The following is a 14,350-nucleotide window of genomic DNA, read 5'->3' on the forward strand; positions in this document are numbered from 1 at the left end:
GCATGGCCGGGGAGGGGGCGGCAGCACCTTTCACGCGCAGTCCAGAACGAAACAGCCAGCATGAACGTCAGCGAGTACTACGAGAAGGAACTGAAGGAGCGCGGCTACCATTCCGACGAGGCGCAATTGCGCGCCGTGGCCCGCCTGCAGCAGTGCTACGACGAATGGGTGGCCTACAAGAGCCGGCGCAGCAATGCCATTCGCAAGCTGCTGGTTCACCCCGAAGTGCCCAAGGGCGTGTACCTGTGGGGCGGGGTGGGGCGCGGGAAGTCGTTCCTGATGGACAGCTTCTATACCTGCGTTCCGGTCGTGCGCAAGACCCGCCTGCACTTTCATGAGTTCATGCGCGAGGTGCATCGCCAGCTGGAAGAGCTGCGCGGACGCCCCGACCCGCTGGACGAACTGGCCAAGCGGATCGCGCGGCGCTACCGCCTGATCTGCTTCGATGAGTTCCACGTCAGTGACGTCGCGGATGCCATGATGCTGCACCGGCTGCTGCAGCAGATGTTCGAGAACGGCGTGCAGTTCGTCATGACGTCCAACTACCGTCCCGATCTGCTGTATCCGGACGGCCTGCACCGTGACCGCGTGTTGCCTGCCATTGCGCTGCTCCAGCAGAAGCTCGACGTGCTTAATGTCGATGCCGGCATCGACTATCGCAAGCGTGCGCTGGAACAGGTGGACGCGTATCACACGCCGCTCGACGCCAAGGCCAACTCGGCGCTGCGCGATGCCTTTACGTCCATTGCGGGCGTGGCCGATGAGTCGCCGGTACTGCATATCGAACACCGCGAACTGCGCGCGTTGCGCAAGGCGAACGGCGTGGTCTGGTTTGACTTCGCGACGCTGTGTGGTGGCCCGCGCTCGCAGAACGACTACCTGGAGCTGGCATCTCAGTTCCATACGGTGATTTTGTCCGATGTTCCGCGCATGACGCCGCGGATGTCGTCAGAAGCGCGCCGGTTTACGTGGCTCATCGACGTCTTCTACGACCACAAGGTCAAGCTGCTGATGTCCGCCGAGGTGCCGGCGGATGAGCTTTACGTCGAAGGCCAGATGGCCAGCGAATTCCACCGTACGGTCTCGCGCATTGTCGAGATGCAGTCTCGCGAGTACCTGGAATCCGAGCGGCGCACTATGGATACCTCGCTCACCTGAGCGTTGCGCGCCGGTTTGCTGGGGCAGCCGGCCGAGATTGACCTATATCAAGGCCGATTTGGAGATCGGCATATACCCTCCAACGGGTAAAAAAAGATCTCCATGTCCGCCCCGCACGCCACCCTCCTCGCAGACGCCTCGTCGTCTGCCTTCCAGAACGCCTCGGCCAACCGCCCTGCGCCGGCCGCACGGTCGGCGTGTTTCCATTGTGGTCAGCCAGTTCCCGCGGGCCAGGTGCTGGCGGAGGAAATGGACGGCCAGCGGCGCGTATTCTGCTGTGGCGGATGCCAGACGCTGGCACGCACGCTGCACTCCTCAGGCTTTGCCCACCTCTACGGCGACGAGGCGCGCTTTGCCCGTCCCATCGATGACGCCGCCAGGCGGGAATCGGAACCGGTGTGGGCGGCCTACGATACCCCTGAACTTCGCAGCCAGTTCGTACGCCTGCTCGACGGCGGCCGCGCCGAGATCACGCTGGCACCCGAAAACATCCGTTGTGCGGCCTGCGCCTGGCTGATCGAGCAGCATCTGGGCCGCCTGCCTGGTGTGGAATCGACGATTGCGAATGTGGCGACACGCCGCGTCGTTGTGCGATGGCGCGATGCGGAGCAGACGGTTTCCGCTCTGCTGGCCGCATTGGCCGACATCGGCTACGTAGCATGGCCGTTCGAGGTCTCCCGCAGCGATCAGGCCGACCGCCGCGCGCGTCGCAGCCTGCTGATGCGCATGGCGGTAGCCATGCTCGGCATGATGCAGGTGATGATGTATGCGTGGCCGATCTACACCCACGAGGCCACGATCGACCCCGGCATGCTGCAACTGATGCGCTGGGCCAGCCTGGCCCTGACGCTGCCGGTCGTTTTCTATTCGGCGTCGCCGATCTTCTCCGGTGCCTGGCGCAGCCTGCGCCAACGGCATATGGGCATGGACGTGCCGGTCGCGATCGGCGTTGCCGCCGGTTTCGTCGCTAGCACCGTGGCGACAGTGCGCGGCGCCGGTGAGGTGTATTTCGATTCGGTGACGATGTTCGTCGCGTTCCTGCTGGCCGCGCGCTATCTGGAGTTGCGTGTGCGGCAAGCCTCGCGCAGTGGCGCTGAAATGCTGGCGCGGCAGTTGCCGGCCACCTGTGAGCGGCTCAGCGTGGAAGGCTCGGCACCGGAGCGTGTACCGGTCGCGCGCCTGCAGTGCGGAGACCGCATCCGGGTCAGGGCGGGGGAGATCATCCCCGCCGACGGCACGATCGTCTCGGGCGCGAGCGAACTCGATGAATCCATGCTGACCGGTGAGAGCCGGCCGGTGCACCGTAGTGTCGGGGACATCGCGCTGGCGGGCTGCTACAACACCGCGAGCCCGCTGGAAATCGCCGTGGCCCGCGTCGGCGCGGGCACGCGCCTGGCCGAGATCGTGGCCGTGCTCGATCGCGCGCTGGCTGAAAAGCCGCACCTGGCGGCGCTGGCTGACCGTGTCGCCGCCTGGTTCGTGGCGACGCTGCTCGCGCTGGCGGCAATGACCGGCGTGGTGTGGGCGCTCTGGATCGATCCTTCACGGGCCCTGCTGGTCACCGTTGCGGTGCTGGTCGTCAGTTGCCCCTGCGCGCTTTCCCTTGCCACGCCGGCGGCGCTGGCTGCAGCCGGCGCCGCGCTGTCGCGACGAGGCCTGTTGCTGACGCGATCGCATGCGCTGGAGACGCTGGCACGTGTGACGGATGTCGTGTTGGACAAGACCGGTACCTTGACCGAAGGATGCTTTGCGCTGACGGGGCAACAGACGCTCGGGCCCATGCCTGCGGCCCAATGCCTGACGCTGGCGGCGGCTATGGAGGCGGGCAGTGAACATCCGATAGGGCGGGCGCTGGTTAGCGCCGCTGGCAGCGCTGGTGCCGATATCGGCGGCGTGTCCATGGCCACCGTACGCAATGTGCCGGGGCAGGGGGTCGAGGCTGAAATACACGGCAAGCGCTTTCGACTCGGGCGCGCCGCCTTTGTGGCCGGAATCCGCAGTGCAAACGGTGAGGAGCAGATCAAAGAGGCAGACACCGCTTCGGGTCCGGGGGCGACGCAGGTATGGCTCGGCGGTGAAGCGGGCATGCTGGCTGTCTTCGCGTTGTCCGACAAGGCGCGGGAGTCGACGCCGCAACTGCTGGAGGCACTGAGCCGATATGGGGCGCGTTGCCACCTGGTCAGCGGCGACAGCGTCGAGACCGTGCAATGGTGGGCCTCTCGCTTCGGCATGGCCCACGCCGTCGGCGCCGTGTCACCGGAAGGCAAGCGCGAATATGTCGCGAAGCTTCAGCGCGAGGGCGCCGTGGTCCTGGCCGTCGGCGACGGCATCAACGACGCGCCGGTTCTTGCGCAGGCGCAGGTGTCGATCGCCATCGGCAGTGGCGCTCCGCTTGCGCAGGCGGGTGCCGATGCGGTCCTGACCCACGGCAACGTCGCCGAGATCGCACAGGCGCTTGCGCTGGCGCGTCAGACCCGCCGCGTGGTGCGGCAGAACCTTGGCTGGGCCTTCTTCTACAACGTGGTTGCCATTCCGCTGGCAGCCACGGGCGTTGTCACGGCGTGGATGGCCGGGATCGGCATGTCGGTGTCGTCGCTGCTGGTGGTGGCCAATGCCTGGCGCCTTTTGCGCGCGGGCAGAAACGGAGTCTAGGAGTCTGGGAATGGAAACGCTGTACTTGCTGGTGCCAATGAGCCTGGTCCTTGTCGTCGTCATCGCCGGTGCGCTGTGGTGGGCGCTGCACGCGGGGCAATACGACGATCTCGACCGGCCGGGAGAGGCCATTCTGCTGGACAACGACAAGCCCTGAATCGGGCTCACGGACTTGCCATGCGGAGATAGGTTCAGGGGCAACCCGCGCAACTTGATAAAGATCAACGCGGCAAGAGCGTTGGTTCCATAAAGTCACAACGTCAATCGGTTTATTCTTCTTTCTGTGGGGGTCTGAATGGATGTCTCAGCCGCGTCTTCACGCGTCGACACCTTCAATTACGGCGTCGTAAGACAGTTCGCTGTCATGACGGTAGTCTGGGGGATCGTCGGCATGGCCGTCGGCGTGCTGCTCGCAGCGCAGCTGATTTGGCCGGATCTTAACTTCAACACGCCATGGCTGTCGTTCGGCCGGTTGCGACCACTGCATACCAATGCGGTGATCTTCGCATTCGGTGGCAGCGCGCTGTTCGCGACCTCGTACTACGTGGTCCAGCGTACCTGCCAGGCTCGCCTGTTCTGCGGCCCGCTCGCCGCCTTCACGTTCTGGGGCTGGCAACTGGTGATCGTCGCGGCTGCCATCACGCTGCCGCTGGGCATCACCAGTTCGAAGGAATATGCCGAACTTGAATGGCCGATCGACCTGCTGATCACGGCGGTCTGGGTTGCCTACGCCATCGTGTTCTTCGGCACCATCGTCAAGCGCAAGACCCGGCATATCTACGTTGCCAACTGGTTCTTCGGCGCGTACATCCTGACGATCGCGATCCTGCATATCGTCAACAACATCGAGATGCCGGTGTCGATGTGGAAGTCCTACTCGGCCTATGCCGGCGTGCAGGACGCGATGATCCAGTGGTGGTACGGCCATAACGCCGTGGGCTTCTTCCTGACCACCAGCTTCCTGGGCATGATGTACTACTTCATCCCGAAGCAGGCCGAACGGCCCATCTACTCGTATCGCCTGTCGATCGTCCACTTCTGGGCGCTGAACTTCACATACATGTGGGCCGGCCCGCACCACCTGCAGTACACCGCGCTGCCTGACTGGGCGCAGTCGCTGGGCATGGTGTTCTCGCTGATCCTGCTGGCGCCGTCGTGGGGCGGCATGATCAACGGGATCATGACGCTGTCGGGCGCCTGGCACAAACTGCGTACCGACCCGATCCTGAAGTTCCTGGTGGTGGCGCTGTCGTTCTACGGCATGGCCACGTTCGAAGGCTCGATGATGTCGATCAAGACCGTCAACGCGCTCTCGCACTACACGGACTGGACCATCGGCCACGTGCACTCGGGGGCGCTGGGCTGGGTCGCGATGATCTCGATCGGCTCGCTCTACTACCTGATCCCGCGCCTGTTCGGCGAGAAGCAGATGTACAGCGTGCGCCTGATCGAATGGCATTTCTGGATCGCCACGATCGGCGTGGTGCTCTATATCGCCTCGATGTGGATCGCCGGTGTGATGGAAGGCCTGATGTGGCGCGCCACGCAGCCCGACGGCACGCTGACCTACGCATTCGTTGAAGCGGTCAAGGCCAAGTATCCGTTCTACCTGATCCGTCTGCTCGGCGGCATCTGCTTCCTGTCCGGCATGCTGCTGATGGCCTACAACGTCGCGAAGACCATCATCGGCAAGCGCGCGGTGGATGCGCCGATCCCGGTCAGCATTCCCGCCTCCGCCCACTGATCCATCAGGATAGAAACGATGTCCGCAAAACAAAGCTTCTTTTCCCACGAAACGCTGGAGAAGAACATCGGCTGGCTGATCGTCTGCACGATCCTGGTGGTCAGCATCGCCGGCCTGGTGCAGATCGTGCCGCTGTTCTTCCAGCATTCCACCACCGAGCCCGATGTCGGGATCAAGCCATACTCGCCGCTTCGGCTGATGGGCCGCGATATCTACATCCGCGAAGGCTGCGTCGGCTGCCACTCGCAGCAGGTGCGTACGCTGCAGGCCGAAACCGAGCGCTATGGCCATTTCTCGACGGCGGGCGAGTCGGTCTACGACCACCCGTTCCTGTGGGGCTCGAAGCGTACCGGTCCTGACCTGGCACGCGTCGGTGGCCGCTATTCCGACGACTGGCAGCGCATCCACTTGCGCAACCCGCGTGACGTGGTGCCGGAATCGGTGATGCCGTCTTACCCATGGCTCGAGAAGGCACAGTTGCCCACCAACGACGTCCAGGCCCGCATGCGCGCGCTGAGTCGCCTTGGCGTGCCGTACACCGAGGCTGAAATCGCCAAGGCGCCGGAGGAAATCAAGGGCAAGACCGAAGAGGACGCGCTGGTGGCGTACCTCCAGGGCCTGGGCACCAATCGCCGCAACGTACGTGTGGAAGCAGCCGCTGCCGCGCCTGCGAAGGAGTAAGCCATGGCGATGCTGACTGCCTTTTTCACGGTCGTGTCGATGGTCGTGTTCCTCGGGATCTGCTGGTGGGCCTGGTCGAAAGGCCGGCAGGCCGCCAACCACGAGTCCGCCATGCTCCCGTTCGCACTGCCTGACGAGATCCACACAACATCGAGCCGGAATACCTAGTCATGAGCGATTTCTTTTCCGATTACTGGAGCTACTACATCGCTGCCATCGCGCTGGTGGGGATCGTGTGGTGCGTGTGGCTGCTGTTCTCCCAGCGCAAAGTCACCAAGGTCGCCAACGGCGGCGATGACACCGGCCATGTCTGGGACGGCGATCTGCGCGAGCTGAACAACCCGTTGCCACGCTGGTGGATGTGGATGTTTCTGCTGGCCTGCATCTTTGGCCTGGTCTACCTTGTCCTGTATCCGGGGCTGGGTTCCTACGCTGGTGTGCTGAAGTTCTCCACGCAAGGGGAACTGGCCGCAAACCAGCAGGCGCAGGAAAAGCTGCAGCACGATATCTATGCCAAGTACCTGAATATGGATGTCAAGAAAGTGGCGGCGGACCCGCAGGCACGTGAGATCGGCCAGCGTCTGTTCCTGAACTACTGCGCGCAATGCCATGGCTCCGATGCACGCGGCAGCCGCGGCTTTCCGAATCTGACGGACCATGACTGGCTCTATGGTGGCGAACCGGAAACCATCCAGCAGACCATCACCAAGGGTCGCAACGGCATGATGCCGCCGTTTGCGTCGACGATCGACGGCAAGCTGGCCGGGGATGTCGCACAGTACGTGCGTTCGCTGTCGGGGCTGTCGTCCGATCCGATCCGTGCGTCGCGGGGCGAGAGCACCTTCAAGTCCACCTGCGCGGCATGCCATGGCGCGACCGGCAAGGGCAATCAGGCACTCGGCGCGCCGAACCTTTCGGACAACGTATGGCTGTACGGCAGCTCGGAAGGCAGCATCGTCGAAGCCATCCTGAAGGGCCACAACAACCACATGCCGGCGCATGAGGAAATCCTGACGCCCGAGCGCATCCGCATGCTGACGGCCTACGTCTGGGGCCTTTCGAATACCGGAGGCGCTGGGCAATGATCACAGACTCAGGTCGCGGGCGCGCTATGTGGCATGAGGGGGCGCGTCCATGAATTCACCCGGGACAGAACCGCTGGCCCGGACGGCCGGCCCGCAAGGGCCGGCGTCGGCGCCTGTCGATACCTCCGATGAGACGCTCTACGAGGTTCGCCGAAAGATCTATCCGCGCTCGGTGACGGGTGCGTTCTCCAACTGGCGGGTCTGGATGGTTCTCCTGACCCAGCTCATCTACTACGGCACGCCCTGGCTGCAATGGAATGGCAGACAGGCCGTGCTGTTCGACCTTGGCGCGCGCAAGTTCTACATCTTTGGACTGGTGCTCTGGCCACAGGACGTCATCTACCTGGCCGTCCTGCTGGTGATCTCCGCGCTGTCGCTGTTCCTTTTCACTGCGCTTGCCGGGCGGCTATTCTGCGGCTACGCGTGTCCGCAGACGGTCTACACAGAGATCTTCATGTGGATCGAGCGGCATGTCGAAGGCGACCGTTTCGCGCGGATCCGGCTCGATGGCGATCCGTGGAGCGTACGCAAGTTCCGGCTCAAGGCCACCAAGCACTTCCTGTGGGTTGTGGTCGCGCTGTGGACAGGATTCACGTTCATCGGCTATTTCGCGCCGATCCGCGAGCTTGGCAGTCAGGCGCTCGACTTCGCCCTTGGGCCGTGGCAGGCGTTCTGGATGCTCTTTTACGCGTTCGCCACGTGGGGCAACGCAGGCTTCATGCGCGAACAGGTCTGCAAGTACATGTGCCCGTATGCGCGGTTCCAGAGCGTGATGGTCGATCGCGACACCTATGTGGTGACGTACGACGTCGGTCGCGGTGAACCGCGTGGCAGCCGGTCGCGCAAGGTGGATCACCATCAGGCGGGACTCGGGGACTGCGTCAATTGCAGCATCTGCGTGCAGGTGTGCCCGACGGGCATTGATATCCGCGACGGCCTGCAGTACGAGTGCATCGGCTGCGGCGCCTGCATCGATGCGTGCAACCAGGTCATGGACAAGATGGATTACCCCCGAGGGTTGATCCGCTACACGTCCGAAAACGCGATGCGCAAGGCTTTGTCCGCAGCGGTTGCGCGCAAGCGTCTGGTGCGGCCGCGGGTCATCATCTACTCGGTCATCTGGCTGGTGCTGGTGGCGGGCTTCGCTGCCTCGCTGGCGCTGCGCACGCCGTTGAAGGTCGACATCATTCGCGATCGTGGTGCGCTAGGGCGGGAAGTGGATGGACGCTGGATCGAGAACGTCTACCGGCTGCAGCTTATCAATACGACCGAGGCGCCCATGCGCATCAGCGTGCGAGCCGAAAGCGACGAGCTGAAGAACCTGAGCGTCGAATACGATCCGGAGGCGCAGGCCCTGGCGCCAACGTCGAACAAGCTGGTGCCGATCCGGATTCGCGTGCCGATCGACGATGCCGCGCAAGGTACGCACAAGATCAGCGTGACAGTGACCAGCGAAGGTACTGGGCAGGGTAGTGCGCAAATCAGGCAATCTACCAGTTTCATCGTACCGCGCAATTTGTAAAGCTAAGGGCGGCTGCAGCGCATCGGCGCTGTGCCGCACCAACCGCGAGCGCCTGGACAAGGCGCAGGCGAAGGGGGCAAGACGATGCAAGAAGGCAATCCGTGGTGGAGGGAGCCGTGGCCGTGGCTGCTGATGAGCGGCCCGTTGCTGGCGATGGTGGCTTGCGGCGTAACGATCTGGCTGGCTTCCACGAATCCCGACCGGCCTGTGGTCGAAGGTGTCGCACGCCATGGTCTGGTGGTCGAAAAGGTAGGGGCTTCCTCGGGCGGTGCCAAGGCGCCGCAAGCGAGGCAGCCATGAGGCTGCGCTGGCTGATGTGGGTATTGTGGCCAGCGTTCCTGATGGCCGGCGTAGCGACGGCGACGGTGTTCTCCGTGGTCGATCCCGGTGACCTGAATTTCTTCGGCCAGCCTATCGAGGCTTCGCGCGAGGCGGTCTATACGATCGGATTCCTGCTGGCCTGGGTGTTCTGCGCGTTGTCCAGCGGATTGACCCTGTACACCATGCCGACGAAGCTCAGCGAAACGGACGAACTGGAGTAGCGAAAGGAAGGGGGACCGCCTTGCTGGCAAGGCGGTCAGGCAAGCTCAGCAGGAGCGGCTGTAGACCTGCTTGATACCGGCCATGTCGACGAGTTTCACATGGCGCTGGCGAATCTGGATCAGGCCAGCTTCGGCAAAGCGCGAGAAAAGGCGGCTGACGGTTTCGAGCTTCAGTCCAAGATAGCTGCCGATTTCCTCGCGGCTCATGCGCATGACGAACTCGGTCGACGAATAGCCGCGCGCGGACAGTCGTTCGGACAGGTTGATCAGGAACGCGGCAAGGCGTTCCTCGGCGCGCATGGAGCCCAGCGTGACGAGCATGATTTGGTCATGCGAGATTTCCTTGCCCATCAGGCGCAGGAACTGCTGCTGCAGCGATGGCAGGTCCATCGAAAGCGACTGCAGGTCGGACAGACGCACAACGCAGACTTCGGTATCTTCGAGTGCGGTGGCGTCCGATGCGTGCTGCATTTCGCCGAGGCCGTCGAGGCCGACCACCTCGCCGGGCAGATGGAACCCGGTGATTTGCGAACGGCCGTCTTCCGTGGTGACATGCGTCTTCAGGGTGCCGAAGCGGATCGCATAGACCGCGGTCAACGGATCGCCCATGCGGTACAGGGTCTCGCCCTTGTGGACGCGGATGCGTTCCTGCACCAGATTGTCCATCTTCTGCAGGTCCTGCTGGCTCATGCCCACCGGCAGGCACAGTTGCCCCATGCCGCAAGTGGAGCAACGGGGCGACATCTCGGTGACGGGGATGGATGTTAGCAATTGGAACCTGCGAGGAATGAGCGGCGAGGGCGCAATGTATGCATTTTAACGCGCGGTGTGATGCGGTAGGGAGTTGCAGTTGACATTTGGTGTGCTTCTCAGCGTTTTTATGCTAGCCCTGCTGGGTGGCTTTCACTGCGCTGCCATGTGCGGCGGCGTTGCGCTCGCTGTCGAGCAACGCGCGGTGGGCGTACCGGTTGCTGTAGTGCGGCGCCGACAGGACTGGCTTGTGGAATTGGTCGTCATGCACGTTGGACGGATTTCCACCTACATGGTGCTTGGCGCGTTGCTCGGCGCGGTAGGCGCGACGGCCTGGCGCCAGGACTATCTGCCGGTGCAGCGCTGGCTGTTCGGGGCAGGCAGCGCCATGCTGCTGTGGTCCGGATGGCGGCTCACGCGCGGCGAGGCGTTCTCCATTGCCTGGCTGGAGCGGCTTGCGGCGCGCGGCGGTGGGGCCATTGCCGCCGGCATGGCCAGGTTTGGCCGGAAGGCGCCGGCGGGCGTGGTGCGGCACGGTGGCTGGATCCGGCGCTACGGCATGGGGCTGGCGTGGGGCCTGGTTCCCTGCGGCATGGTCTACGGTGCGCTGGCGCTCGCGCTGCTGGCCGGCAATGCGCCTTCGGGAGCACTGGTGATGGGCGCGTTCGGCCTTGGCACGTTGCCGAATCTACTGGCCCTGTCCAGTTTTTCGGGGCTCCTGCGGGGCTGGTCACGCCGCAGGTGGGTCAGGATTGGAGCCGGAGTGGCGGTCATGGCGTTTGGTGCGATGGGCATCAGTCGAGCGGTGTTATTGCCACATTCGCTGGCTGAGCATGGCTTCTGCCTGGTGTTCTGAGTCCCGGGGCGATGCGCTGTCGCCGCGCAGTGGTTGCAGGCGTGGGCGGGAATGCCATACAATCCCCAGCATTGCGGTATCGCGCGGCGTGTTTTCCGAGCGGCGCTTGGCAGCCCTTCCAAAAAAAGGGGCGCGCCCTGGGTTTCGGGCAATGAGTTGAAATTTCGGCGCCGAGCCCTTCCGCAGTCCATCCGGTTCACAAGATCTGGTTTCAAAAGTCCGGCTGGCACTGCGACCGTGGTGCGGTCATTGCTGGCCCTGCTCCCGATATCCGTTTATTTTCTTGCGGCCTAGGCGGACGTTCGCCGGAAGCCATGTCCGCCCATATGGGTGCGTGCAAGAGGTTCGTGCACTGGTACTTGCCAGTGACCGGACGATCTCCTGCCGGATCGACCCGGCAAATCGATGCAAAAAAGAAGGTGCACGACCTTGAGGCGAAAGCGCTTCCAGGTTTGCTGCGCGACGAGATGGTGGTGGCATTCGCACCGCTGAATCCACAATGTCCAGGGCTCCGGGTTCGTCCGGGAGCAGGTGCAAAGACAGGCTGCACACCCACATGAATACCCAAGAGGCGAAAATCGTCCTCGAGACCGCGCTGATCTGTGCGCAGGAACCCCTGCGCGTAGGTGATCTGCGCCGGCTGTTCGCCGAAGATGTCGGTGCGGATACCATCCGGGTCCTGCTCGATGAACTGCGCCAGGACTGGCGCCAGCGCGGGGTTGAACTGGTGGCGCTGGCCAGCGGCTGGCGCTTCCAGAGCCGCCCCGAGATGCGCGAGTACCTGGATCGACTCAATCCCGAGAAGCCGCCCAAGTATTCGCGGGCTGTCATGGAGACGCTGGCGATCATTGCGTACCGCCAGCCGGTGACGCGCGGCGATATCGAGGAAATCCGTGGCGTGACGGTCAGCACGGAAGTGGTCAAGAAGCTGGAAGACCGTAGCTGGATCGAAGTGATCGGCCACCGCGATGTGCCCGGCCGGCCGGCGCTGTATGCAACGACCAAGGCGTTCCTGGACGATCTCGGGCTGCGTACGCTCGATGAGCTGCCTCCCCTCGAGGACGCCCAGGCGCAGGCGCAGGCGACGCTGCTTGATCAGCAGGCAATAGATTTTGAAGAGCTGGCCACGGCGCAGCCGGTGGTCGGCGACGAAGAGGCCTTTCCCGAATCGGAGGCAACGCCGCCGGCAGGCGAGGTGGCTGATGTCACCGAAGTCGCACCGGTTGCCGATGAGACGAAGGCCGAGGCGGCCGACGCTGTCGAACAGGCTTCCGCCGATGCCATGCACGTGGCAGACCTCGCGTCTGCCGTCACCGAGGCAAATGGCTTCCATGCCGAAAACGCGCCGGGCGAGCAGGACGGCGGCAATCCATCCGGCGACGACGACGCTGCGCCGCCGCACGCGAATGAGCACGATGAGCGCGTGCCCAACTGAACAATATGCAACATCCGATAGTGAATACTTTGTCTGAATCCGCTGAACAAGACACCCGGGCCGCCGGGACACCGGCCGCCGATGGCGCTGCAGAATCCGGATCAGGCACCGACGGCGCGCCGCGCAGGAAAGGGCTGAGGCGCGGCTTGCGCAATCTGGTGGCTTCGCGCCGGCAGGCTGCGCAGGATCGCGACGCCAGCCGCGGCGAGGAGACGGAATCTCCGGCACCAGCCGAAGCAGGCGAGAGCAAAGCTGCTGGCGAGGCCGGCGGACGTGCCGCCCCGCGTGGCCGCGGCAAGCGCAAGCCGGCCAGGGTCGAGGGCGCCGCGCCGCGTGAAGGCGGCCAACCCGCGCAGGAAGGTGGCGAAAAGGCCGAGTCGGCTGGCCGCAAGCGCAAGCCGCAAGGCCAGCGTGCAGCCAAGCCTTCTCCGGAAAGTGACGCCCAGCCGGCAGCCCGGCAACAGGGTCGCCGCAAGGGTGGCCCTCAGCAGGGTGGTGCCCAGCAGCAGCGCAAGCCTCAAGGCGGCGCCGAGAAATCGGCCGCCAGCAGCGAAGACCTGTTCCGCTTCGTCATTTCCGACCAGTACGACCAGGAAGAAACCGTCATCCCCCGCACCAAGGCAAAGCCGGTGCGCGAACTGTCGGCGGACGACGATGCGCCCAAGCTGCACAAGGTCCTGGCCGAGGGCGGCCTGGGCTCGCGGCGCGAAATGGAAGAACTGATCCTGCAAGGCCGCGTGTCCGTCAACGGGCTGCCCGCGCATATTGGCCAGCGGATTCTGCCGACCGACCAGGTCCGCGTGAACGGCAAGCTGATCCACCGAAAGATTTCCACCAAGCCGCCGCGCGTGCTGCTGTACCACAAGCCGGCCGGTGAAATCGTCAGCCAGTCGGATCCGGAAGGCCGTCCGACCGTTTTCGACAGCCTGCCGCGCATGAAGACCGGCAAGTGGGTCGCCGTGGGGCGCCTGGACTTCAATACCGAAGGCCTGCTGATCTTCACGACGTCCGGCGATATCGCCAACCGATTCATGCATCCGCGCTATGGCGTGGAGCGCGAGTACGCGGTGCGTACGCTGGGCGAACTGGCGGAAGCCGATCGCCAGCGCCTGCTGCATGGCATCAAGCTCGATGACGGCGAAGCCAATTTCCTGCGCATTGCGGATGGCGGCGGCGAGGGCGTGAACCAGTGGTATCACGTGGCGCTGACCGAAGGCCGCAACCGCGAAGTGCGCCGCATGTTCGAGGCTGTCGGCCTGACCGTGTCGCGCCTGATCCGCACGCGCTACGGCCAGTTTCTGCTGCCGCGCGGCCTCAAGCGTGGCCGCTGGCAGGAACTGGAGGCGAATGATGTCAAGTCGATGATGACTGCTATCGGCCTGAAGGTGCCCGGCAAGAGCGAGCAGGGTGGCAAGGGCGCGACCAAGGTCGGCGGGCGCAAGCAGCGTACCGAGGCGGCGATCGCAGGCATGCCCATGCACACCGGCATGGACGGTTTGCCGCGCGTCGACAAGGGCGGCGCTGGTCGTGGCCAACCGGATCCGATGCGCACGTCGATGGGCTATATCAGCCATGGTCCGACCGTGCTGACGTCGCACGCCGCCAATCTCGGTGGTGGGCGCGGGCAGGGTGGCGGACGTGCTGGCGGTGCCGGCCGTGGCACGGGCATGGGCCTGGGCGGCCAGGGTCGGCCCCAGCGCCGCGGCGGCGGCGATGTCAACGGCAATGTGATGCCGAAGGCGGCCAAGTCCGGTGGTGGCGGTGGTGGCGGCGCCGGCGGCGGTGGCGGCAACCGCTCGGGCCGTGGCAACAAGGGTGGCGGCGGCAACAACCGCGGTGGCAATCGCGGCGGAAACCGCTAAGTCGTCACGCTGCAACCCCGGCATGCAGCGCCTGCCGGGGGATCATTTACGCGCCGATACATG

The 14,350-nt window shown here is 64.4% G+C and carries 14 protein-coding genes; 13 read left to right on the plus strand and 1 reads right to left on the minus strand.

Annotated features, from left to right (window positions below):
- Window positions 1-60: 60 nt before the first annotated feature.
- The 10 genes from zapE to KHO41_RS03780 all read left to right on the plus strand — a co-directional run bounded on the left by zapE (window position 61) and on the right by KHO41_RS03780 (window position 9,384).
- Entirely contained in the window at window positions 61-1,158 is a 1,098-nt protein-coding gene (gene zapE, locus KHO41_RS03735; protein ID WP_211951970.1) for a cell division protein ZapE, read from the plus strand.
- Window positions 1,159-1,260: 102 nt separating this feature from the next.
- Complete coding sequence (locus KHO41_RS03740; RefSeq protein ID WP_211951971.1) at window positions 1,261-3,810, plus strand: heavy metal translocating P-type ATPase; 2,550 nt, start codon at window positions 1,261-1,263, stop codon at window positions 3,808-3,810.
- 10 nt (window positions 3,811-3,820) lie between these two features.
- Window positions 3,821-3,967 (plus strand): cbb3-type cytochrome oxidase assembly protein CcoS, encoded by a 147-nt coding sequence (gene ccoS / locus KHO41_RS03745; RefSeq protein WP_011298204.1) that lies wholly within the window; start codon window positions 3,821-3,823, stop codon window positions 3,965-3,967.
- Between the two features lie 138 nt (window positions 3,968-4,105).
- Window positions 4,106-5,554, plus strand: coding sequence for a cytochrome-c oxidase, cbb3-type subunit I (ccoN, locus tag KHO41_RS03750; RefSeq protein ID WP_211951972.1), 1,449 nt, complete (start codon window positions 4,106-4,108; stop codon window positions 5,552-5,554).
- Between the two features lie 18 nt (window positions 5,555-5,572).
- Complete coding sequence (gene ccoO / locus KHO41_RS03755; protein WP_211951973.1) at window positions 5,573-6,235, plus strand: cytochrome-c oxidase, cbb3-type subunit II; 663 nt, start codon at window positions 5,573-5,575, stop codon at window positions 6,233-6,235.
- 3 nt (window positions 6,236-6,238) lie between these two features.
- Entirely contained in the window at window positions 6,239-6,403 is a 165-nt protein-coding gene (locus tag KHO41_RS03760) for a cbb3-type cytochrome oxidase subunit 3 (RefSeq protein WP_211951974.1), read from the plus strand.
- 2 nt (window positions 6,404-6,405) lie between these two features.
- Entirely contained in the window at window positions 6,406-7,320 is a 915-nt protein-coding gene (gene ccoP, locus KHO41_RS03765) for a cytochrome-c oxidase, cbb3-type subunit III (protein WP_211951975.1), read from the plus strand.
- 49 nt (window positions 7,321-7,369) lie between these two features.
- Window positions 7,370-8,842 (plus strand): cytochrome c oxidase accessory protein CcoG, encoded by a 1,473-nt coding sequence (gene ccoG, locus KHO41_RS03770; protein ID WP_211951976.1) that lies wholly within the window; start codon window positions 7,370-7,372, stop codon window positions 8,840-8,842.
- Window positions 8,843-8,926: 84 nt separating this feature from the next.
- Window positions 8,927-9,142 carry a FixH family protein gene (locus tag KHO41_RS03775; RefSeq protein ID WP_211951977.1) on the plus strand — a complete coding sequence of 72 codons (216 nt, stop codon included), beginning with the start codon at window positions 8,927-8,929 and terminating at the stop codon, window positions 9,140-9,142.
- Window positions 9,139-9,384, plus strand: coding sequence for a hypothetical protein (locus tag KHO41_RS03780; protein WP_011298197.1), 246 nt, complete (start codon window positions 9,139-9,141; stop codon window positions 9,382-9,384). Before KHO41_RS03775 ends, KHO41_RS03780 begins: the two co-directional genes overlap by 4 nt.
- 45 nt (window positions 9,385-9,429) lie before the next feature.
- Here the strand turns inward: KHO41_RS03780 and fnr are convergent, their stop codons facing one another.
- Window positions 9,430-10,155, minus strand: coding sequence for a fumarate/nitrate reduction transcriptional regulator Fnr (gene fnr / locus KHO41_RS03785; protein ID WP_211951978.1), 726 nt, complete (start codon window positions 10,153-10,155; stop codon window positions 9,430-9,432).
- Between the two features lie 79 nt (window positions 10,156-10,234).
- Here fnr and KHO41_RS03790 point away from each other — a divergent pair, with 79 nt between their 5' ends.
- The 3 genes from KHO41_RS03790 (at window position 10,235) to rluB (ending at window position 14,287) form a co-directional block, all read left to right on the plus strand.
- Complete coding sequence (locus tag KHO41_RS03790) at window positions 10,235-10,990, plus strand: sulfite exporter TauE/SafE family protein (RefSeq protein ID WP_211951979.1); 756 nt, start codon at window positions 10,235-10,237, stop codon at window positions 10,988-10,990.
- Window positions 10,991-11,546: 556 nt separating this feature from the next.
- Window positions 11,547-12,425, plus strand: coding sequence for an SMC-Scp complex subunit ScpB (gene scpB / locus KHO41_RS03795; protein WP_211951980.1), 879 nt, complete (start codon window positions 11,547-11,549; stop codon window positions 12,423-12,425).
- Between the two features lie 5 nt (window positions 12,426-12,430).
- Window positions 12,431-14,287: a 23S rRNA pseudouridine(2605) synthase RluB gene (gene rluB / locus KHO41_RS03800; protein ID WP_211951981.1), complete on the plus strand. Its 1,857-nt coding sequence runs from the start codon at window positions 12,431-12,433 to the stop codon at window positions 14,285-14,287.
- Window positions 14,288-14,350 lie beyond the last annotated feature (63 nt).

The organism is Cupriavidus numazuensis (genome assembly GCF_905397435.1).
Classification (GTDB): Bacteria; Pseudomonadota; Gammaproteobacteria; order Burkholderiales; family Burkholderiaceae; genus Cupriavidus; species Cupriavidus numazuensis.